We start from the raw sequence: 18,423 nt of genomic DNA, 5'->3' as shown, positions 1-18,423 counted from the left end.
GGGTGGCCCTCCCCTTTTCGCGGCCCTGCCGCATTCAGGACAGTTAAAAGGGGGAACACCATGCGGGCCGCCCTGATCGACAGCGATGGCGGCTTCGCGCTGGCCGATCATCCCGAGCCTGCTACGCAGCCCGGCTATCGCGTCGTTGACGTTGCGGCCGCGGGAATCGGCCCGACGGATCTCATGCGCGCGAAGGGCTTTTTCGGCCCCGTCGATGCGCCTTATGTGCCGGGCGGCGAGGGGGTCGGCCGGCTGGATGACGGCAGCCGCGTCTATTTCGGCCATAGCAGAGCGCCCTTCGGCGCGATCGCGGAACGCACGCTGGTGGCGGAAGAGGAAATCTGGCCTGCCCCCGACGGCCTTTCGGACGACCAGTTGATCGCCCTCGCCATCTCCGGCACCGGCGCGCTGATCCCGCTGGAAGAGGCGCGGATCGCCAAGGGCGAGTCCGTCCTCATTCTCGGCGCGACCGGGCCGGTCGGGCAGATCGGCGCGCAGGTCGCGCGGCTGCTGGGCGCGGGCCGCGTCGTGGCGGCGGCGCGCAGCCGCGACCGGCTGGAGGCGATGCAGGCCGCCGGTCATGCCGATGCGATCGCCCTGCTGGGCGAAGGCGATGACGAGGCGACGCTGCAGGCGGTTTCGCAAGGCGGCTATGATGTCGTTCTGGACATCATCTATGGCCCACCCGCGCAAGCGGCGATGCGCGCTACCCGACCCGGCGCGCGCATGATGAGCATCGGCGTGCAGGCCGGGCCAACGGTCACGCTGTCCCTGCGCGATCTCGTCTTTCGCAGCCATGTCGGCGTCGGCACCGGGCAACGCCCGGCCAGCGAGCGCCGCGCCGCCTATGACCGGCTGGTCGCCATGGCGATGACGCAGGGTTTGACCGTCGACACATGCCGCTATGCCTTTGCGGATGCCGCCGACGCCTGGGCAGCGCAGGCCGGCAGTCCCCATGGCAAGATTGTCATCACCTGCTGATCCCATGGGCATTCCCGTCTATATAGACCCCACCGTCCGCCTGTTCGGCGATGTACGGCTGGGCGACGATTGCAGCCTCTGGCCCTATGCCGTCGTGCGTTCCGAACGAGCGCATGTCTCGATCGGGCGCTGCGCCAGTGTACAGGATCATGCGATGGTCCATATCGGCTGGGATGATCCCACGATCATCGGCGACTATTGCACGATCGGCCACCGCGCAGTGGTCCATGGCTGCACCATAGGGCCCGCCTGCCTGATCGGCATCGGCGCAACTATCATGGAGCGCTGCGTCATAGGGCGCGGATCCATCATCGCCGGACATAGTTTCCTGCCGCCCGACAGCGTGATCCCGCCGCATTCGCTTGTCATGGGCACGCCCGGCCGTGTCGTCCGCCGCATCGACAAGCTGCGTGCGAACATAGTCGATGCGCTGCTGTATCGGGATAATGGACGCGCCTACGCCTCCGGCGACCATCGCATATGGGAAAGTGCCGACATGGCGAAGCTGGGCGAAGAGGCCGACGATATCCTTGCACGCGAAGCCGGTGGCTGGAATGAACGGGGTATAGGCGAAGCCGCCACAGAATAGGAGAGCGATCATGCCCGACACGACCGATATTGCCAAAGACGCCATGCTGGACCTGCTGTTCCGCGACGCCCGAACCCATAACCAATGGAGCCATCGGCCGGTGACGGACGAAACCGTCCGAAGCCTGTACGATCTCGCCAAATGGGGTCCGACGACGGCGAACAGCAATCCGGGCCGCTTCGTCTTCGTTCGTTCCGCCGCGGCCAAGGCGCGCCTCAAACCGCATCTGAGCGCGGGCAATATAGACAAGGTGATGCAGGCCCCCTGCACCGTGATCATCGCGGGCGACACGCGCTTCTACGAATTTTACGGCAAGCTTTTCCCGTCGCGCGACATGCGCGGCACGTTCGAGGGCAAAGACGCGCTGATCGCGGACACCGTGGCGCGTTCTTCGACACTCCAGGGCGCCTATCTGATCATGGCGGCCCGGGCGCTGGGCCTGGATTGCGGGCCGATGTCGGGCTTCGACCAGGGCGGCACCGATGCGGAATTTTTCCCGAACGGCCGGTGGAAGAGCAATTTCCTGTGTAATATCGGCTATGGCGACCCGGCCGGGCTTTTTCCGCGCAACCCCCGGCTCGATTTCGAAGAGGCCTGCCTCGACCTGTGATGCGGGGCGAGGCGTCCGCCACAAGGCGAACGCCTCCCGCCGTTCAGCTTGCGGGCGTCCAGACCAAAGGCAGGGCGACCGGCTGGATCATCCCAAGATGGCATTCCACCTGATGGCCCGGTGCGATGCGGAAGTCGGGAATGCGCGCGAGAAATTCCTCCATCGCGATCCGCAGCTCGCGCCGCGCCAGATGCATGCCGACGCAGGTATGGATGCCGAAGCCAAAGCCGACATGCCGCGGTCGCCGGTTCAGCCGAACCTCGGCAGGCGCGTCGAACTCGGCCGGATCGCGACCGGCGAGCGTGGTCGACATCGCCACCTTGTCGCCGGGCATGAAGCGGATGCCGGCCACTTCCGTTTCCTTCTTGCAGGTTCTGAAGGTGGTCACCGCGCCATAGGCCCGCATCAGCTCGTCTATGGCGTGCGGGATTTCCGACGGATTGGCGCGCAGATAGGCCTGATCCTCGGCGTGGCTGCCCAGATGGCGGAAGTGCAAGCCCATATTGGTCGAAACCGTATCCAGCCCGCCAATGAACAGGTTGAACATGAAGCCCAGCAGTTCGTCGTCGGTCAACGCCCGGCCATTGATTTGCCCCTGCACGCCAAAACTGATGAGGTCGTTGCGCGGATTGGCCCGCCTGTCTTCGATCTCTCCGCCCAGATAGGCGAGCACGCTGCGGGTCGCCTCCGCAATCTTGGACAGGTCGTGATTGTGGAGCAGGTTCATTTCCCACGCCATGAACTCGCTCATCCGGTCATGCGGCAGGCCCATGAGTTCCATGAACACCTTAATCGGAAATTCAAAGGCGAAATCGCCCATGAACTCGCACTCGCCGCGCGGGGCAAAAGCGTCGATATATTCCACCGCATAGTGCCGGATCTTGTCCTCCAGGGCCGCCATCGCCTTGGGCGTGAAGGCCGGATTGACCATCTGGCGGAACGGGCCGTGAGCGGGCGGATCGAGTTCCGCTGGGGAATTGATCCAGTTTCCCCCCACCAGCTTGGAGAAAGGCGAAAAGTCGGTTGAGGAAAAATGATCGGTGTCGAGATAGATTTCGCGCAGATGCGCCATGCGCCGTGGCACCCAGGCGCCGGTTCCGCCGGGATAGGCATGGGCGGCATAGATGATGTCAGGTCCCTCATGCACCTGCATCGCCAGCTCGTCGAACGGGTCCTTTGCCGTCGTCACGCCGAAGATGAAGGGAAAATCCTTGCTCACCAGCTCGGGCGGCACATGATCGGGGATCGGCTGCTCCGGAAACATCATCGCACTTACTCTCCTTGAACCTTTGACCGTGAATTATTACTGGGAATGTCGGGTGGACATTGGGACACGTCCACCCGCCAATCACCTGTCTTTCAGAAGGATCGCGGCAGGCCCAAACTCTCCGCGATGCCATTGCGCACCATTTCGTTGGTGATGGGACCGATGCGCCACAGGCGGCTGTCGCGCCAGTAGCGCTGCATGTCGGTTTCCGCCGAATAACCCATGCCGCCCAATATCTGGATACCCATATCGGCCGCGGCATTGGCGTTTTCGGACGCCATGAGCTTGAGCATATTGGCCTCGACGCCGACAGTCTCGCCCCGGCTCTGCTTGTCGGCGCAGCAATGCAGCATCAGTTCGGTCGTCTTCTGCATGGTCGCGATGTCAGCGACATAATGTTGCAAGCTCTGGAAGCGGCCGATGATCCCGCCAAAGGCTTTGCGCTGTTTCATATAGTCGAGCGCGTCTTCCAGCACGCCGTCGATGACGCCCAGGCAGAAAGCGCCGACCATGATGCGCTCATTGTTGAGCGTAGGCAGCAACATATACCAGGCCTTGTCGGGCTCACCCAGAACATGATCGTCCGCGACGAACGCATCCTCGAAATGAACGGAGCAACTGCCCATCGACCGCATACCCAGTTTGGCCAGCGGTGTGATCTTCACACCCGGGGTCTTCGTCGGCACCCAGAAGAGGGTCAGACCCTGATGCTTCTTCTCGACGGTCCTGTCGCTGCGCGCGATCACCAGCAGATAATCGGCTACATGGGCGGAGGAGGACCAGATCTTCTCGCCATTGAGTTTCCACCCGCCATCGACCCGGTCTGCAGTGGTGGCCATCGCCCCCAGCAAGTCCGTGCCGCCGCCCGGCTCGGTAAAGGCGATCGCGGCCTTCAACTGGCCCGTCGCGATCAGCGGCAGATATTTTGCCTTCTGTTCGGCCGACCCATAAAGCCCGATGGATTTGGACCCGGCAAAGCTGGTGATACCCCATATCCATGCCAGCCCGCCCAGCGAGCGTGCCAGTTCCCGCGCCAGCAGCATCTGCATGACCACGTCGCCGCCCTGCCCGTCATATTCCTCGGCTATGCCAACGCCGTGGAATCCGGCTTCGGTGAACTTGTCCCAAAGGGTAAAGGGATAATTATGCTCGTCCTTTTCGAGCGCACGCGCCCATTCCTTGGGCACTTCCTTGTCGATCCAACGGCGCACCATGTCGCGGAAGGAACGATATTCTTCGGGCAGTTCGAAATCCATTGTCAGTCCTTTTGGTGTTGGTCTTGATTGCCGTCTGACCCTGCCTGGCTGTCGCACAGGCCAATCAGGCGCGCTGCCATCCGGTCCAAGCAGGCCAGTACGCCGTCCCGATCGCCCGCCAGAAAGGCTTGCAATATCGCTTCATGCTGGCGGAGACCGTTTTCGCGGAGGGTGGCGATGCCGTGCAGAAAAATGAAGCGGGCGATCAGCCCGCGCCGATCAAGTGTCGAGCGCAACAGTTCGCGGCTCTCGGATGCCTTGATGAAAATCGTATGGAAATCGAGGCCGGCCATGACCGCGGCCATATATTCGCCGCTTTCCACTGCGGCCCGATAGCGCGCTATCGCCCGTTCCAGCGCCGCGATCTCCGTCGCGCCGATGCGGGCCATGCCCCAGTTGTAGCCCAGTCGCCACAGTTCGGCCTGCACGCGGATCAGATCACGGGTCACATGAAGGTCGATCGGCGTCGCCCGCTTCAGCCGGTGGGTTTCGACTTCGACCAACCCTTCGGCGGCCAGCATGGCCAGCGCTTCCCTGACCGGCGTCGCGCTTACATTCAAATCCTGTGCCAGCGCCGTTTCCCGCAGCAGCGTGCCGGGCGGAATGACGCCCGCCACGATCCTTGATCTTAACGCCGCCGCCACGGCCTGGCGCCGCGTCGCGGGAGATTGCAAAATCTCTGGCGAATCAAGCCGATCAAGGGCCGATCCCCAATAAGCGATGGATAGTGTATCCTGCGATTCCATATTCTATAGAATGGAACAGAATGGAACGATGCGTTCCTCTCCAAGGATAGGGTGCCGAGTTGGCGAACCGCTATAGAGCGGCCGCATGAAATGCCCGAAATGTAAAATGCCACAGGACGGCTATGGCGGATCGTGTCGCGCTTGCGGCCATGCTGGCGGCAATGCTCGCCGCGCGATGCTGTGGACCTTGATACCCACATCGATCATCGCGGCTCTATTGCTCGGCAGGATCGCCTATGCCGAAATCACGCGACAGGGCAGCAGCCGTAACATCTACAGCAACGCTATCGAAACCCAGGATGCGGCCGGCCGTAGCGTCGCCTTCGCCAAACTCATGCATGACGCGGGGCAAACATGCACGCGCACGTCGAAGTCCCTGTTCAGGGGGGATATCGGCCCTAACGCGGCTTGGGCGCTACGCTGCGAGGATAGCGGCGACTGGCTGGTCCTGATCGCGTCCAACGGCGCGACACGCATTGCCAACTGCGGTCCGCTGGACAAGGCCGGAACGCCCTGCTGGACCCGGCTCTAGGGCGCCGGCCTTTCCGGGAGCCAACGCTACCCGATTTCAGTCCGGGTCCGACTGTAAGCCGAACCCCTCCCCGTTCCGCCACCAGCCAAGGCCGGGTGCGGCCCTTATCATCATATCCCATGTCTGCGCTCCCGCCGCTTCGATGGCGGCTGGGTCCGCACCCAGACCGGCGAAGGTGCGCTCGATCATCTCGTCGATATAGGTACGCGGCTCAACCGAGCGGAGCATCAGGCGCCGCCGCGCCTCGATCGTCATGCCGACGATCAGGTCCACCGCCACGTCGAGCGACCGGAATGTCATCTGCCCGCCGTCCCGTGCTGCCTCCAGCGCGTCGCGCACCAACAGGTCGAACATGCTCGCTCGCGCGAAATAATCGACATAGTCGACACGGCAGGTAAAACCGCCCCAGCGCGGATCATGCCAGGCCCGCGCCATCGCCATCGCCGCGCCGCCGACCGCCCGGACCAGCGGGTCCGCCACATCGTCGAACAGCCTGCGGAAATCGGCGATCAGGTCCGCCGTCATCCGTTCGCCCAGTTCATTCACCGCAGCGTCGAGGGAGTCGAAATATTTGTAGAAGCTGCCGCGCGATACATCCGCCGCGCGGATCACATCATCGATCACCAGACTGCCGCTGCCCTGCCCCGGCTGATAGAGGTCGAGCACGGCGTCGAGCAGCCGATCGCGCATCCGGGCGCGCCTGATCGCCGCCGCAGCCGTGCGCGGATCGACAGCGGAGGGAGCAGGCGCGGCGTCGAACATCGCCTCCCTATTGCATCGGGTGGAAATAGCGCGCAAGCAGGCTGCCATCCTCCCCGAATATATAATGTTCGATGCTGTATACGCATACAGGATGCCCGTCATATTCGCCTTCGTTGCGGACATAGATGACCGCTTCGTTGCCGCTCACCTTCACATCCTCGACGAACAGCTTCCACCCGACATATTGCGCGCACAGGGCCTCCAGCTTGTCCCAGCCTTCCTGAACCGGGCCGGTGGCCGGATCCTGCACCTTGAATCCGCCCGGCGCGATCGCGCGGAACGCCGCCATGAAATCGTCGATACGGCCCTCGCTGAACATGTCGGCCTGGGTCTTCAGGAATGTCGCGATTTCCTGCGTGGTCGGTTGTGTCATGATATCTCCTTCTCCTGTCATTTCGGTTCCGCCCAGATCGGTGCTGGCATGATGTCGGGCAGCAGGGCGATATTGGATGGCAGGCCGGTGATCGCCCGGCCATAAAGCTCCAGCGAAAGTTGCCCGTTCAGCGCATTGTGGCGGGTGCCGACGCTCAGATCGCGCCAGATCCGCTGCAGGGGGCTGGAAAGGGCGAAGGCGCCCGGCCCGGCGACGTCCATCAACCGGTTGCCTGCCGCGCGCAGCAATTCCATCGCATAGCCGCAATCGGCCTGGATTTGCGCCTTGTCGAAGCCTGTGAGTACGCGGCGTTGCGCGGTTTCGTCCAGCATCCCGGCGGCCCGGCGCACATGCAGCCAGGCCGAATCGATCTCCATCGCGGCGCGGCCAGTCATGCCGACCAACGCCTCCGAACCGCTCTGCCCGCCATAGGTCCAGCCCACCACCTGTCGCCTGGGCATCGCCTGCACCACGCCTTCGAGCAGCGCCGTCGCCGCGCCCAGCATCGGCGCGAGCACACCCAGCGGAAAAAGCGGCTCCATCGGCCAGCGGTCGCGCGGCTCCAGCCCCTCCATCGCCAGGATAGCCTCGGCAGGCGGCGTGCGCGACGTCCAGAGGATGAGTTCGTCCGGCACGAACAGATCCTGCGCGACGATCATGTTGCTGCCGGAACCGGCCATGCCCGCAACATGCCAATTGTCCTCGATCGAGCAGGCCGGGTCGCGCAGATCCAGAAATGCCAAAGCGGGTTCAACACCCCGATCCGTATCGACCATGACGCCGTTCAGCGCCCAATCGGCATGCAGGCACCCCGATCCATAGCCCCAGCGCCCCGACACGCGATAGCCGTCCGACACCGCAACGGCTTTGCCCGAAGGCGCAGAGGCGCTGCAAAACAGTTCCTCGCCGGTCTGGAACAGCCGCTCCGTCATGGCCGGCGGCAGCGCGAACGCCGTTCCAGTAATCCCGGACAGCAGACCATAGGCCCAGGCGGTGCCGACGCAGCCCTTGGCCAGTTCGGCGACGGTCGCGATATGGGTGGTCAGCCTGTGTCCCGGCCCACCGGCCCGTTCGGGCGCCGTGATATGGAACAGGCCGGACGCGCGAAGCGCCTCCATCACCGGAGGAACGATCCGCCGCTCCCGCTCGCAGGCGGCGGCATGGTGCTCCAGCAAGGGCAGCAACGACGACGCGACACCTATGGGATCGGCAACGAAGGCCACAGGCTGCTTGTGCGCCGGGTGCTTTTCTACCGTTTCAGATCGCATCCGAATCATCCCTCCTCACTATTTCCAAATATAATGACGTTATTGTCATTATGTGGCAAGCATGATCCGGGCGCGCCTGCCCGCCCCACCTTCCTGCGGATCGCTGCATTATCGTTTCGACACGCCCTGCCTCCCGATAGGCTGTCGGCGAGCGCTCCTCTTCTAGGGTCCGCGCAATCGCCGACAGCGCCGATAAGGCCGGCTCCAAGAGAGGACTTGCACCGATGCGTAAAATCGACCTTCCGCCCTTCGACCGCGCCGTTTTCGCCGACAAATATGGCCCCTGGGCCATCATCGCCGGCGCATCCGAAGGCACCGGCGCCTGCTATGCGGAGCAACTCGCCGCCATGGGCATCCATCTGGTGCTGGTCTCGCGCCGGCAGGAGGCGCTCGATGCGCTCGGCCAGCGGCTGGCAACCGAACATGGCATCGAATATCGGGCCATCACCGCCGACCTCACTGAACAGGGCGCAGGAGGCCGGCTGGTCGAGGCGACTGCCGATCTCGACATTGGCCTTTATATTTCCAATGCTGGCGCGGACGGCGCGGGCAATAGTTTCTTCGGCGAACCCGTTGATCGCTCGCTCCGGCTGCTCACCATGAATGCGGCCAATGTGCTGGAAGCAGTGCATGGCTTTGGCAATCGCTTCCTCAAGCGCGGCAAGGGTGGCGTTATCGTCATGTCGTCCGGCGCAGGCCTTGGCGGGCAGCCCTGGCTGGTCATGTATTCCGCGACCAAGGCGTTCGAACTCAATTTCGTCGAATCGCTCTGGGCCGAACTGGATGGGCAGAATGTCGATATCGTCGGCGTCGCCGCCCCGATCATGGATACGCCGACCCTGCGCCGCGCGACCGAAGGGCTGGGGATGGATTATTCCATGGCCTATGATCCGGCCGATGTCTGCGCGCTCGCTCTCGCCAGCCTAGGCAAGGAACCGTTGGTGATCGTTCCCGATGGCCCGGACGAAGAGAAAATCCCGCAGATCCAGGCCGATCGAAAGACCCGCCTGGTCGCGCTGGCCGAATGGGGCAAGGCCTATACCGCCGCCGCGAACGGCTGACCGGGCACAAACAAGGGGAAGAGGAAATGACGGATCAGGTCGACGTCGTCGTCATCGGCGCAGGACATAATGGCATGGCTGCCGCCGGATATCTGGCCAAGGCCGGCAAGAAGGTCGTCGTGGTCGAGCGTCTGGCCAAGGTCGGCGGCATGACCAGCTCGGGCTATATGATCCCCGAAGCGCCCGAGCATCTGGTGACGCCCTGCGCGGTCGAACTGCTGTTCGCCCGCAAATCGGGCATCATCGAAGATTTCGACCTGCCCAAATATGGCCTGCGCACGGTCGATCCCGATCCGACCTACGCCTATCTCCATCCCGACGGCAGCTCGATCGCGCTCTTCTACGACTATCATCGCACGGCGGAGGATATTGCCCGCATCAACCGCAATGACGGTAAAGCATATCTGGACTTCATGAAGACACTGAACGTCATGATGGACATCGGCTTTCCGCTGATGATGGCCGAGCCGGGGCGGCCGGACGTCAAGAACCTGTCGAAGATGATCGGCAGCGCGGTCCGCAATGTCCGGCTGAAGGACGAACTGATCGCCATGTCAAAGGCGACGGCCGACCAGATCGCCTGCGAACGGTTCGAGCATCCTGCGACGATCGCCCTGCTGCTGGGCATCGCGGCAGGCGCAGGCCCGGTCGATGACGACGGCAATGCCGCCGCCTATATGATCTTCGCCGTCACCCACAAATATGGCACCGGCAAGCCCATCGGCAGCCTGCAATCCTTCTCCGACGCGCTCGCGCGCAGCATTGAGGCGTCCGGCGCGACGATCGAACTCAATGCGCCCGTCGCCGAGATCATCGTCGATGACGGCGCGGCGAAGGGCGTGCGACTGGAGGACGGCCGGGTCATCCGCGCGAAGATGGTCATCGCGACCTGCGATCCCCGCACGGCCATGCGCCTCACGACGCCCGGCGGCGTGCCGCGGGCGTTGACCCAGCGGATCGAACATGCGCCGGCGAACCGGTCGAACGCCGCGCCCTTCCTCGCGAATATCGCCATGTCGGGGCCGCTCAGCCTCAAGAAGCATCAGGATCTGCGGCATGACGACGCCGATCTCAACAAGGCGGTCGGCCTGATCGGCACGCCGGAGGAGGTGCGCGAATCCTTCGCCATGGCGCGGCGCGGCGACATTCCCGATCGGCACGCCATGTCGCTCAGCCCCTTGTCCAATTCCGACCCGACGCAGGCGCCTCCGGGCGGATCGCTCGCCTATGTCTATCTGCCCGGCGTCGCCGTGGACGCGCGGGAGGGCTGGTCGCCTGCGCTCAAGGACCGGACAATGGCCTCCGTCATCACCCATCTGGGTGAATTTTACGACGGTCTGGATACGGAAGTCGGCCGCTTCGTCGAGACCGCGCGGGAACGCGAGAAGCGGCTCAACGTCACCAATGGCTGCGTGACCCATGTCGATTTCGGCGCGCTGCGTTCGGGCGTCCATCGCCCCGCCACCGGTTTCGGCGGCCCCAAGCCGCCCTTCCCCGGCTTCCTGATCGGCGGCGCGGGCGCGCATCCGGGCGGGGGCGTATCCGGCATCGCCGGGCGGATCGCCGCCAACCGCGCGCTGCGTGAACTCAAGAAGATCAAATAAGCGATGTCGAGCAAACCCAATCCCGTCGGCATCCCCGCCCATCTGGACGATGTGACGGCGCAATGGCTGACGCAGATCATGCAGCCGCGCTATCCCGGCATCGTGGTCGAGGGGATGGAGCAGGTGTTCCTCCGCAACAGCCACACCACCAAATATCAGGTGAAGCTGGCCCTCAACGATGTGGGCAAGGCAGCGGGCATTCCCGACAATGTCTGCCTCAAGGCCAATTGGGCGCAGTTCGACAGCCAAGGCATCTGCCGTCTCGAAGCGCGTTTCTATGAGGATTTCCGCCGCCACGTCGCCTTCCCCGCCCCGCGATCCTATTTCGAGGCATGGGATCCACGCTCCGACAGCGGTCAGGGGCTGGTCGTGATGGAGGATTTGTCCATTGAGGGCGGTCATTTCGGCATCAGCACCGACCATATGGGCGTGGAGGAAGCGGCGCGCGCGGTCGCCAGCCTCGCCCGCATTCATGGCGCCTTCTGGGACAGCCCCGTCCTTCACGCGGCTGACTGGCTACCCGTCTCCATGGCGACGCCGGTGGACACGCAGCAACTGACCATGATGTACGGCTTTGCCGAGCAGAACCATGCCAAGCCCGACTATCAGGCCTTCCTGCCGGGCTGGATCAAGGGCGATCTCTCGCGCCTGCATAGCGTCTACAATGCCCTGATCGATTTCGCGCAGACCAAGGAACAGGGGCCATGGTGCCTCGTCCATGGCGACAGCCATCAGGGCAACAGCTATGTCCGCCCCGATGGCGAGCGCGTTTGGCTCGACTGGCAGCTCGTCCGCAAGGGACGGCCGATCCGCGACTTCACCTATTTCGTACTGGGCGCCCTCACGATCGAGGAACGGCGCGCCCATGACCGGGAATTGCTGCGCCATTATCGGAACTGCCTGGTCGAAACGGGGGCGCTCGGCGTCCCGGACGACGACACGCTATGGGAATATTATCGCCGCTGGCCGCCCTATGCGATGCAGGCGTGGATCGCGAACATGGACGAATGGGGCCAGAAGGGCATGCACATTGTCGAGCGTATTTTCGTCGCGGGCGAGGATTTGGGCACGGTCGCCGCGCTCGGCGTCCAATTTTGATGACGAGATGATCGGATGACCGACGCCATCACCGCCTTTCGCGCCGAAGTTCCGCAGGAGGCACTGGACGATCTGCGCCTCCGGTTGCGCAGCACCCGCTGGCCCGAACCGCAGACGGTTGGAGACTGGAGCCAGGGCGTCCCGCTCACGGCGCTGCGCGATCTGTGCGACTATTGGGCGGACGGCTATGACTGGCGGCGGTGTGAGGCGACGCTCAATGCCCTGCCCCAGTTCACCACCGCGATCGATGGCCTGTCCATTCACTTCATCCATGTGCGCAGTCCCCGACCGGATGCGCTGCCGCTGATCCTGACCCACGGCTGGCCGGGATCGGTGCTGGAGTTTCTGAAGGTGATCGAACCGCTGACCGATCCCGCCGCCCATGGCGCGACGGACGCGCCGGCCTTCCATCTCGTCGTCCCCTCGCTGCCGGGCTACGGCTTTTCGGGCAAGCCGACGGCCACGGGCTGGGGCGTCGAGACGATCGCGCAGAGCTGGATCCAGCTCATGCGGCGCCTTGGCTATGACCGCTTCGCCGCACAGGGCGGCGATTGGGGCGCGGCGGTCACGACCGCCATCGCCATGGCCGCCCCACCCGAATGTATCGGCGTCCATCTCAACATGCCGCTCGTCTTTCCGGAGGAAAGCGATTTCGCCGACCTCACCCCCGCCGAGGCCAAAACGGTCGAGCGCATGCAATATTATCAGGAGCATGATTCCGGCTACGCCAAGCTGCAGGGCACCCGACCGCAGACGATCGGCTATGGGCTGGCGGACTCGCCGGTGGCGCAAGCCGCCTGGATCTACGAGAAGTTCCAGGCGTGGACCGATAATCGGGGCGTACCGGAAGATGCCCTGACGCGAGACGAAATACTGGACGTCATCAGCCTCTACTGGTTCACCAACAGCGGCGCGTCGTCCGCGCGGCTTTATTGGGAAAGCGCCAATGCCTTTCAGGCGCGCAAGCTGGACCTTCCGGTCGGCGTCAGCATCTTCGCGCAGGAGATTTTCCGGCCATCGCGGCGCTGGGCCAAACGCAGCTACCCGCGCCTCGTTCACTGGAACGAGCTGGACGCCGGTGGCCATTTCGCGGCCTTCGAGCAGCCGGCGCTGTTCGTCGAAGAATTGCGGGCCTGCTTCAGCGCGATGCAAGGGTAGCGCCTCTCGCAATCGACCTATCGCGCGGCAGGCTCGATTTGTCTTCCGTCGATCAAAATCGCCCTCGTATCGGGATCGTGCCGGATGACTGCACCGATGCAGGACGGCGACGCAGCCCACAAGAGAGAGAGGATAGTGCATGAGCGAGCCCGCCGTCGCCACCCCTGCCGTCATCGACCGGCATCTTGTTCCCCGCCCCTATCCCGCCCGCACCGTGTCCCTGCCTCATGGCCGGTTTACGCCGGACGCCGCGTGGCTGGGATCGTTGCTGGCCCACAAATATCCGGGCGTCGTCGCGCAATCGATGGAGGTCGTGCAGCTGTTCGACAGCCACACCACGAAATTGCGTGTCGCGGTGGACTGGAACGAGGCCGGACAGGCGGCCGGGCTGCCCCGCAATCTGTGCATCAAGTCGAACTGGTCGGGCATGTTCGACGATGTCGACATCCATGCGCTCGAAGCGCGCTTCTACCATTTCCTGACGAACAAGCTCACCGCCAACACGGCCACCTGCTATTATGCAGACTGGGACGATGACGGATCGGCGCGGGGCGTCATCGTGCTGGAGGATCTCATCGATCGGGGCGGCAAGTTCGGCCACTCGACCCAACATGCCGGTGTCGACGGTGTCGCGTCAGCGCTGGCGGACCTGGCAAAGCTGCATGCCGGCCTGTGGGAAAGTCCTGTGATCACGCCCGAAGCTGCGCCCTGGCTACCGACATCCATGGCGGTGCCGGTCGACTATGACCAGGTCCGCATCATGTGGCACTGGATCGAGGAAAATCTGAAAGACCCCAATTTCCGCGCCATCGCGCCCAGACATTATCTGGACGACGCGCGACGGGTCGAGCGCGCCTATGACCGGCTGGTCACATTCGAACGCGCCTTTGACGCCCCCTATTGCATCATCCTGGGCGACTGCCACCAGGGCAACACCTATATCCAGCCCGATGGCGAGCGCATGTGGGTGGACTGGCAGTTGGGCCGGCGCGGCCGGCCATGGCGCGACCTCACCTATTTCACCGTCGGATCGCTGACGATCGAGGAGCGCCGCCAAAATCATCGCGACCTGATCGCCCATTATCGCGACTGCCTGATCAGGGAAGGCGCGACCAACATCATCGATCTCGACACCATCTGGAACGAACAGGTGCCGCGCTGGGTGATGTATGGGATCCAGGCCTGGGTGGCGAACATGGACCATTGGGGCCAGAACGGCCTGCCGATGAACGAGCGGTTCTTCGCTGCTGGCGAGGACCTGGGTAGCTGGAAACTGCTGGGTGAATGACGGTCATGGCCCCCTGCCGCGCACGGGTCGCGGCAGGGGGCGATCGATTCTAACGCTGCTGCCCCGCCTCGACCGGCGCGATCATGCGCTGCGCGGCGCCATGAAGGACGCGATACGCGGCTGAACGCGCAAGTCCGCCGGCACCCGGTCCGGCCCGATGCGCCGATCGATTTCTTCCTCGAACCAGTAAAGCGCGCGCTCCTGATAGCCCGCCCAGATCGACGGGATCGTCCCGTTGCGCAGCGACTGCTGGATATTTTCGAACAGGCACAGATCTTCGGACAAGATATGCTCGGTCGCCGCACGCATCTCCTGCCAGTAGAGCTTGTCCTCCTCGCTGTCGGTCGCCCATCCCATCTGGCGCACTTCCATGACAGACCGGTCGGACCCCATCGGCCAGAAACATTGCAGGTTGAATCCCACCGGATCGAGCGAGAAAAATGTGTTGGGGAAGGTCGGCAGCGCAACCGTATTTTCCAGGAAAACCGGCGCGATGTCGTCCGGTTTGACCGGCGGCGTCTTGAACAGCGACTCCCCGCCCTTCTTCCGGGTCCCGAACCGCATGTGACCACCTTCGTAAAGCGCTATCACGAAACTGCGCGAATCCAGATGTGGCGCCAGCGTCGTGGGATGAACCGTGTTCACATGGTAGATTTCTAGGAAGTTGTGATAGGCGATCTTCCAGTTGCACGCCATTTCGACGAAGAAATGATCTTTCACCACCATGCGTTCGAGCGGATACCCTTCGGTTAGCGCCACGAATTCCCCCAGGAAGTCCCGCAGCGGTTCTGCATCATCATCGAAATTGATGAAGACGAAGCCGCGATAGGTATCGCACTGCACTTCGATCAGGCCGTTTTCCGCCTTGTCGAGGCAAGCGAAATCATGCTGGCTGGGGACTGATTTGAGCGTGCCTTCAAGGTCGTAGCCCCAGGCATGATATGGGCAAATGAAGCGCATGGCGCGCCCCTGCGGTTCGAGCAGGAGCGGAGAACCGCGGTGCCGGCAGGCGTTGTGAAAGGCCCGGATCCGGCCATCCTTGCCATGGGAGAGAATGACCGAGCGGTCCAGATGCTGAAACAGCCGGTATGAACCCGGCGTGGGCAGGTCCGATGCAATGCCGGCCAGCAGCCAGGTGCGGTTCCAAAGCCTGTCCTTCTCCAGCGCCTCGAAACGCGGGTCGGTGTAGCGGCCGGCGGGAATCGGTGGAAGGGCCGGAAAATCGCTGGGATGCTCGGATCGCTTCAACTGCTCGTCCATCGTCCGGTTGAGCAATTCCAACGCAGCTTCACGCATAGCTCTCTCCTGTCTCAGAAGCCCGCAGGCTCATTTTCCGTCACACTGGCCACGTCACGGTTCACGGAACCTGCAATTGGATAGGGTCGTCACTGTCACAGTCCCGGCAAGCTGATCGCCCTCTGTCCCGATGAGTATGCTTATGGTCTTGAAACATCCCACATCCACGGACGGAATCACGGTCGCTTATATCAACCAGCTACTGGCCACGGCGAGCAAGGGGGCGACCGTCACCGCCTTGCGCATCATCGACGCCAAGACCTATGGCGAGCAGATGGTGTCGACGGCGGGTCGCGTGGCGATCGAGGTCGATTATCGCGATGACACGTCCCCGGACCTGCCCACCCGTCTGGTGCTCAAACTGACCCGGGCGGTCGATGAGATCATGGCCCCCTTCTACGCCAATGAAGTGGCCTTCTACCGGGGCATCCGACCGGAACTCGCGATGGAAGCGCCGCGCTGTTTCGGCGGCGACTTTGATGCCGCCACCACGCATTTCGGCCTGCTGCTCGAAGATCTGGGCGTGCGGGGAGCGACCTTCCCCAATACGACCGTGCGGACCGGGCCGGACGATGTGCGGGCCTTGCTGGATCAACTGGCCCGGCTGCACGCCCGCTTCTGGCAGTCGCCCCGGTTCAGCGCGGATCTGGCCTGGGTCGAAACCCATGTCGAAGGCGCGGTCGCAACGATGATGAACGAACTCGCGCCCGCCTATATCGCGCATGAGGTCGAGACCGAGAATTTCAAGCGGGAAATGGTGCAGCGGCTGCGCACCACGCCGGACAGGCTGTTGGCAGGCGTACAGGCGGTGCAGCGACATCAATCTACCCTGCCCCAGACGCTGCTGCATGGCGACACGCATCTTGGCAACAGCTATCGCCTGCCCGACGGCACGGCCGGCCTACTTGACTGGCAGCTCATGGTGCGCGGCTATGCGATGCACGACGTCAACTATATCGTGACCACCGGCCTTTCCGTCGCGGACCGGCGAGCGCATGAGCGCGATCTTCTGGGCTATTATCTGGACCGCCTGGGACAGGAAGGCGTCGCGCGCCCGCCCGCCTTCGACAGCGCCTGGGACGAATATCGGCGGACCCTGATATGGGGCGTCTATATCGGCTGGCTGACCACCCCGGTCGTCAACTATGGCTGGGAGATCAACGTCATGAACCATCTGCGACTGACCACCGCCTATGAGGATCTCGAAACCGCGAAGCTGGTCGACGCACTGTTTTGACAGCGCGTTGACCAGCTATAGCTGATTGCTCCCCGATGCCGCAAACAGCCGCTGGAAATCGACCATCGTGGGCTGGTGCGCGGTAAAGCCGCCGTCCACCGGGATCATCGCGCCGTTGATGAAACGGGACTCGTTCGACGCCAGGAAGGCGACGACATGGGCGATGTCGCGCGGGCTGCCCAGCTCCGGGTTGAGATGATGGTCGAGCAGCACGTCCTTGACCACCTGCGGCGTCGTCTCGACGGCTGTGTCGCTGAGGACGAAGCCGATGGCGATGACATTGGACCGGATGCCCTGCTTGCCATATTGGGTCGCGAGGAAGCGACTGAGGTTTATGAGCGCCGCCTTGGACGCGCCATAGGCCGTCAGCGTCATTTCCCCCAACAGGCCGAAACCGGACGCGGAATGGATGAGCGATCCGCCGCCGCCCGCGATCATGACCGGCAACGCATGTTTGCACAGCAGCATCGGACCTCGCGCATTGACGGCAAAGGCCTTGTCCCAGGCGCCGGTGTCGAGATGGACGACATCCCGGTCGAGCCCGCGCTGCTCGACCGTCTGATAGGCGGCATTATTATGGATGATGTCGATCCGGCCATGCCTGCTTGCGATCCGCGCGACAGCGGCGGAAACGCTGTCCTCGTCGGTCAGGTCGAACGTCTCCGCCTCGGCCCTGAGCCCCTTGCCGCGCAGCGAATCCGCCGCCGCCTCCACCCGATCGGCCAAGATGTCGGCGAGCATCACGGTCGCGCCCCTTTCCGCCAGCACGGTCGCGACCTCCAGCCCGATGCCCTGCGCCGCGCCCGTCACGATCGCCACGCGACCGTCCAAAGATTCCACCATTCCGCCTCCTTCTATCCACCTGACAAACGCTGGGCGCCGACCAGCGATACCTAGCCGCCTAGGGCGGATCGAAACAATAGGCGCAGATCTTGTTACCGTCGGGGTCCAGCAGATAGGCGCCATAGGCGTGGGGCACCGCTCCACGGGGGCCCGGCAGTCCGGCATCTTCCCCGCCCGCCGCCAAACCCGCGCGATGAAAGTCATCGACCGCACGGCGATCCGGCGCCTTCAATCCCAATGTCGCACCATTGCCGCATGCTGCCGGGCCCTGGAGTGGGCGCAGGATCAGCAATTCGGGCACCCGTCGCCCATAACCGATGCCCTGATCCAGAAACGGACCGAGATTGACGATCCCCAGCGGCGCAAGCACTGCATCGTAGAAACGGGCGGATCGTGCCAGATCGTCGCTGCCAAGGCAGACATGCGTGAAGATGCCCATCGCGCTTTCTATCCG

At 63.5% G+C, this 18,423-nt stretch carries 19 protein-coding genes; 10 read left to right on the top strand and 9 right to left on the bottom strand.

Features of this window, described 5'->3' with window-relative positions:
- The first annotated feature begins 60 nt into the window (after positions 1-60).
- The 3 genes from ABT375_RS19255 to ABT375_RS19245 are packed head-to-tail and all read left to right on the top strand — an operon-like array spanning position 61 to position 2,180.
- The gene (locus tag ABT375_RS19255) at positions 61-981 is read left to right on the top strand and encodes a quinone oxidoreductase family protein (protein ID WP_416465556.1); all 921 of its coding nucleotides are present in this window, start codon (positions 61-63) and stop codon (positions 979-981) included.
- Positions 956-1,570 (top strand): gamma carbonic anhydrase family protein, encoded by a 615-nt coding sequence (locus ABT375_RS19250; protein ID WP_416465555.1) that lies wholly within the window; start codon positions 956-958, stop codon positions 1,568-1,570. The genes ABT375_RS19255 and ABT375_RS19250 overlap by 26 nt, the downstream gene beginning before the upstream one ends.
- A 10-nt stretch (positions 1,571-1,580) precedes the next feature.
- On the top strand, positions 1,581-2,180 hold the full coding sequence (locus ABT375_RS19245; RefSeq protein ID WP_416465554.1) for a malonic semialdehyde reductase: 600 nt from the start codon (positions 1,581-1,583) through the stop codon (positions 2,178-2,180).
- A 43-nt stretch (positions 2,181-2,223) separates the two neighbouring features.
- Here the strand turns inward: ABT375_RS19245 and ABT375_RS19240 are convergent, their stop codons facing one another.
- From ABT375_RS19240 to ABT375_RS19230, 3 genes are all read right to left on the bottom strand, one after another.
- Positions 2,224-3,447 carry a cytochrome P450 gene (locus ABT375_RS19240; RefSeq protein ID WP_416465552.1) on the bottom strand — a complete coding sequence of 408 codons (1,224 nt, stop codon included), beginning with the start codon at positions 3,445-3,447 and terminating at the stop codon, positions 2,224-2,226.
- Positions 3,448-3,539: 92 nt separating this feature from the next.
- Positions 3,540-4,703, bottom strand: a complete 1,164-nt coding sequence (locus tag ABT375_RS19235) for an acyl-CoA dehydrogenase family protein (protein ID WP_416465550.1) — start codon at positions 4,701-4,703, stop codon at positions 3,540-3,542.
- Positions 4,704-4,705: 2 nt separating this feature from the next.
- Complete coding sequence (locus ABT375_RS19230) at positions 4,706-5,449, bottom strand: GntR family transcriptional regulator (protein ID WP_416465548.1); 744 nt, start codon at positions 5,447-5,449, stop codon at positions 4,706-4,708.
- Positions 5,450-5,534: 85 nt separating this feature from the next.
- Between ABT375_RS19230 and ABT375_RS19225 the strand changes: the two genes are divergently transcribed.
- The gene (locus tag ABT375_RS19225) at positions 5,535-5,981 is read left to right on the top strand and encodes a hypothetical protein (RefSeq protein ID WP_416465546.1); all 447 of its coding nucleotides are present in this window, start codon (positions 5,535-5,537) and stop codon (positions 5,979-5,981) included.
- A 36-nt stretch (positions 5,982-6,017) separates the two neighbouring features.
- Here the strand turns inward: ABT375_RS19225 and ABT375_RS19220 are convergent, their stop codons facing one another.
- The 3 genes from ABT375_RS19220 to ABT375_RS19210 are packed head-to-tail and all read right to left on the bottom strand — an operon-like array spanning position 6,018 to position 8,384.
- A complete protein-coding gene (locus ABT375_RS19220; RefSeq protein WP_416465544.1) occupies positions 6,018-6,743 on the bottom strand; it encodes a TetR/AcrR family transcriptional regulator in 726 nt (241 codons plus the stop codon).
- A gap of 7 nt (positions 6,744-6,750) precedes the next feature.
- Positions 6,751-7,116, bottom strand: coding sequence for a hypothetical protein (locus tag ABT375_RS19215; protein ID WP_416465542.1), 366 nt, complete (start codon positions 7,114-7,116; stop codon positions 6,751-6,753).
- Between the two features lie 17 nt (positions 7,117-7,133).
- A complete protein-coding gene (locus ABT375_RS19210) occupies positions 7,134-8,384 on the bottom strand; it encodes an acyl-CoA dehydrogenase family protein (RefSeq protein WP_416465540.1) in 1,251 nt (416 codons plus the stop codon).
- A 224-nt stretch (positions 8,385-8,608) separates the two neighbouring features.
- Between ABT375_RS19210 and ABT375_RS19205 the strand changes: the two genes are divergently transcribed.
- The 5 genes from ABT375_RS19205 to ABT375_RS19185 all read left to right on the top strand — a co-directional run bounded on the left by ABT375_RS19205 (position 8,609) and on the right by ABT375_RS19185 (position 14,593).
- Positions 8,609-9,445, top strand: coding sequence for an SDR family NAD(P)-dependent oxidoreductase (locus tag ABT375_RS19205; RefSeq protein WP_416465538.1), 837 nt, complete (start codon positions 8,609-8,611; stop codon positions 9,443-9,445).
- A gap of 26 nt (positions 9,446-9,471) precedes the next feature.
- Entirely contained in the window at positions 9,472-11,049 is a 1,578-nt protein-coding gene (locus ABT375_RS19200; protein ID WP_416465536.1) for a phytoene desaturase family protein, read from the top strand.
- Positions 11,050-11,052: 3 nt separating this feature from the next.
- Positions 11,053-12,147 carry a phosphotransferase gene (locus tag ABT375_RS19195; protein ID WP_416465534.1) on the top strand — a complete coding sequence of 365 codons (1,095 nt, stop codon included), beginning with the start codon at positions 11,053-11,055 and terminating at the stop codon, positions 12,145-12,147.
- 15 nt (positions 12,148-12,162) lie between these two features.
- Positions 12,163-13,305 (top strand): epoxide hydrolase family protein, encoded by a 1,143-nt coding sequence (locus ABT375_RS19190; RefSeq protein WP_416465533.1) that lies wholly within the window; start codon positions 12,163-12,165, stop codon positions 13,303-13,305.
- 139 nt (positions 13,306-13,444) lie between these two features.
- Positions 13,445-14,593, top strand: a complete 1,149-nt coding sequence (locus ABT375_RS19185) for an aminoglycoside phosphotransferase (RefSeq protein WP_416465531.1) — start codon at positions 13,445-13,447, stop codon at positions 14,591-14,593.
- Between the two features lie 81 nt (positions 14,594-14,674).
- Here ABT375_RS19185 and ABT375_RS19180 read toward each other — a convergent pair whose 3' ends face one another.
- A complete protein-coding gene (locus ABT375_RS19180) occupies positions 14,675-15,889 on the bottom strand; it encodes an aromatic ring-hydroxylating oxygenase subunit alpha (protein WP_416465529.1) in 1,215 nt (404 codons plus the stop codon).
- 142 nt (positions 15,890-16,031) lie between these two features.
- On the opposite strand from ABT375_RS19180, the gene ABT375_RS19175 reads away from it, so the two are divergent.
- Positions 16,032-17,126, top strand: a complete 1,095-nt coding sequence (locus ABT375_RS19175) for a phosphotransferase (protein ID WP_416465527.1) — start codon at positions 16,032-16,034, stop codon at positions 17,124-17,126.
- 15 nt (positions 17,127-17,141) lie between these two features.
- On the opposite strand, the gene ABT375_RS19170 is transcribed toward ABT375_RS19175, so the two are convergent.
- Positions 17,142-17,969, bottom strand: a complete 828-nt coding sequence (locus ABT375_RS19170) for an SDR family NAD(P)-dependent oxidoreductase (protein WP_261937155.1) — start codon at positions 17,967-17,969, stop codon at positions 17,142-17,144.
- Positions 17,970-18,027: 58 nt separating this feature from the next.
- The gene (locus ABT375_RS19165) at positions 18,028-18,408 is read right to left on the bottom strand and encodes a VOC family protein (protein ID WP_261937154.1); all 381 of its coding nucleotides are present in this window, start codon (positions 18,406-18,408) and stop codon (positions 18,028-18,030) included.
- Between the last annotated feature and the right edge of the window lie 15 nt (positions 18,409-18,423).

It is taken from the genome of Sphingomonas sp. VDB2, assembly GCF_047946695.1.
Taxonomy (GTDB): Bacteria; Pseudomonadota; Alphaproteobacteria; order Sphingomonadales; family Sphingomonadaceae; genus Sphingobium; species Sphingobium bisphenolicum.
This window is presented reverse-complemented; position numbering and strand designations above follow the sequence as displayed.

Coding starts and splice junctions, on each gene's coding strand:
- ABT375_RS19245 (WP_416465554.1), top strand. CDS start 1,581: ATGCCCGACACGACCGATATTGCCAAAGACGCCATGCTGGACCTGCTG.
- ABT375_RS19185 (WP_416465531.1), top strand. CDS start 13,445: ATGAGCGAGCCCGCCGTCGCCACCCCTGCCGTCATCGACCGGCATCTT.
- ABT375_RS19180 (WP_416465529.1), bottom strand. CDS start 15,889: ATGCGTGAAGCTGCGTTGGAATTGCTCAACCGGACGATGGACGAGCAG.
- ABT375_RS19215 (WP_416465542.1), bottom strand. CDS start 7,116: ATGACACAACCGACCACGCAGGAAATCGCGACATTCCTGAAGACCCAG.
- ABT375_RS19190 (WP_416465533.1), top strand. CDS start 12,163: ATGACCGACGCCATCACCGCCTTTCGCGCCGAAGTTCCGCAGGAGGCA.
- ABT375_RS19200 (WP_416465536.1), top strand. CDS start 9,472: ATGACGGATCAGGTCGACGTCGTCGTCATCGGCGCAGGACATAATGGC.
- ABT375_RS19195 (WP_416465534.1), top strand. CDS start 11,053: ATGTCGAGCAAACCCAATCCCGTCGGCATCCCCGCCCATCTGGACGAT.
- ABT375_RS19250 (WP_416465555.1), top strand. CDS start 956: ATGGCAAGATTGTCATCACCTGCTGATCCCATGGGCATTCCCGTCTAT.
- ABT375_RS19205 (WP_416465538.1), top strand. CDS start 8,609: ATGCGTAAAATCGACCTTCCGCCCTTCGACCGCGCCGTTTTCGCCGAC.
- ABT375_RS19210 (WP_416465540.1), bottom strand. CDS start 8,384: ATGCGATCTGAAACGGTAGAAAAGCACCCGGCGCACAAGCAGCCTGTG.
- ABT375_RS19255 (WP_416465556.1), top strand. CDS start 61: ATGCGGGCCGCCCTGATCGACAGCGATGGCGGCTTCGCGCTGGCCGAT.
- ABT375_RS19240 (WP_416465552.1), bottom strand. CDS start 3,447: ATGATGTTTCCGGAGCAGCCGATCCCCGATCATGTGCCGCCCGAGCTG.
- ABT375_RS19175 (WP_416465527.1), top strand. CDS start 16,032: ATGGTCTTGAAACATCCCACATCCACGGACGGAATCACGGTCGCTTAT.
- ABT375_RS19170 (WP_261937155.1), bottom strand. CDS start 17,969: ATGGTGGAATCTTTGGACGGTCGCGTGGCGATCGTGACGGGCGCGGCG.
- ABT375_RS19230 (WP_416465548.1), bottom strand. CDS start 5,449: ATGGAATCGCAGGATACACTATCCATCGCTTATTGGGGATCGGCCCTT.
- ABT375_RS19235 (WP_416465550.1), bottom strand. CDS start 4,703: ATGGATTTCGAACTGCCCGAAGAATATCGTTCCTTCCGCGACATGGTG.
- ABT375_RS19225 (WP_416465546.1), top strand. CDS start 5,535: ATGAAATGCCCGAAATGTAAAATGCCACAGGACGGCTATGGCGGATCG.
- ABT375_RS19165 (WP_261937154.1), bottom strand. CDS start 18,408: ATGGGCATCTTCACGCATGTCTGCCTTGGCAGCGACGATCTGGCACGA.
- ABT375_RS19220 (WP_416465544.1), bottom strand. CDS start 6,743: ATGTTCGACGCCGCGCCTGCTCCCTCCGCTGTCGATCCGCGCACGGCT.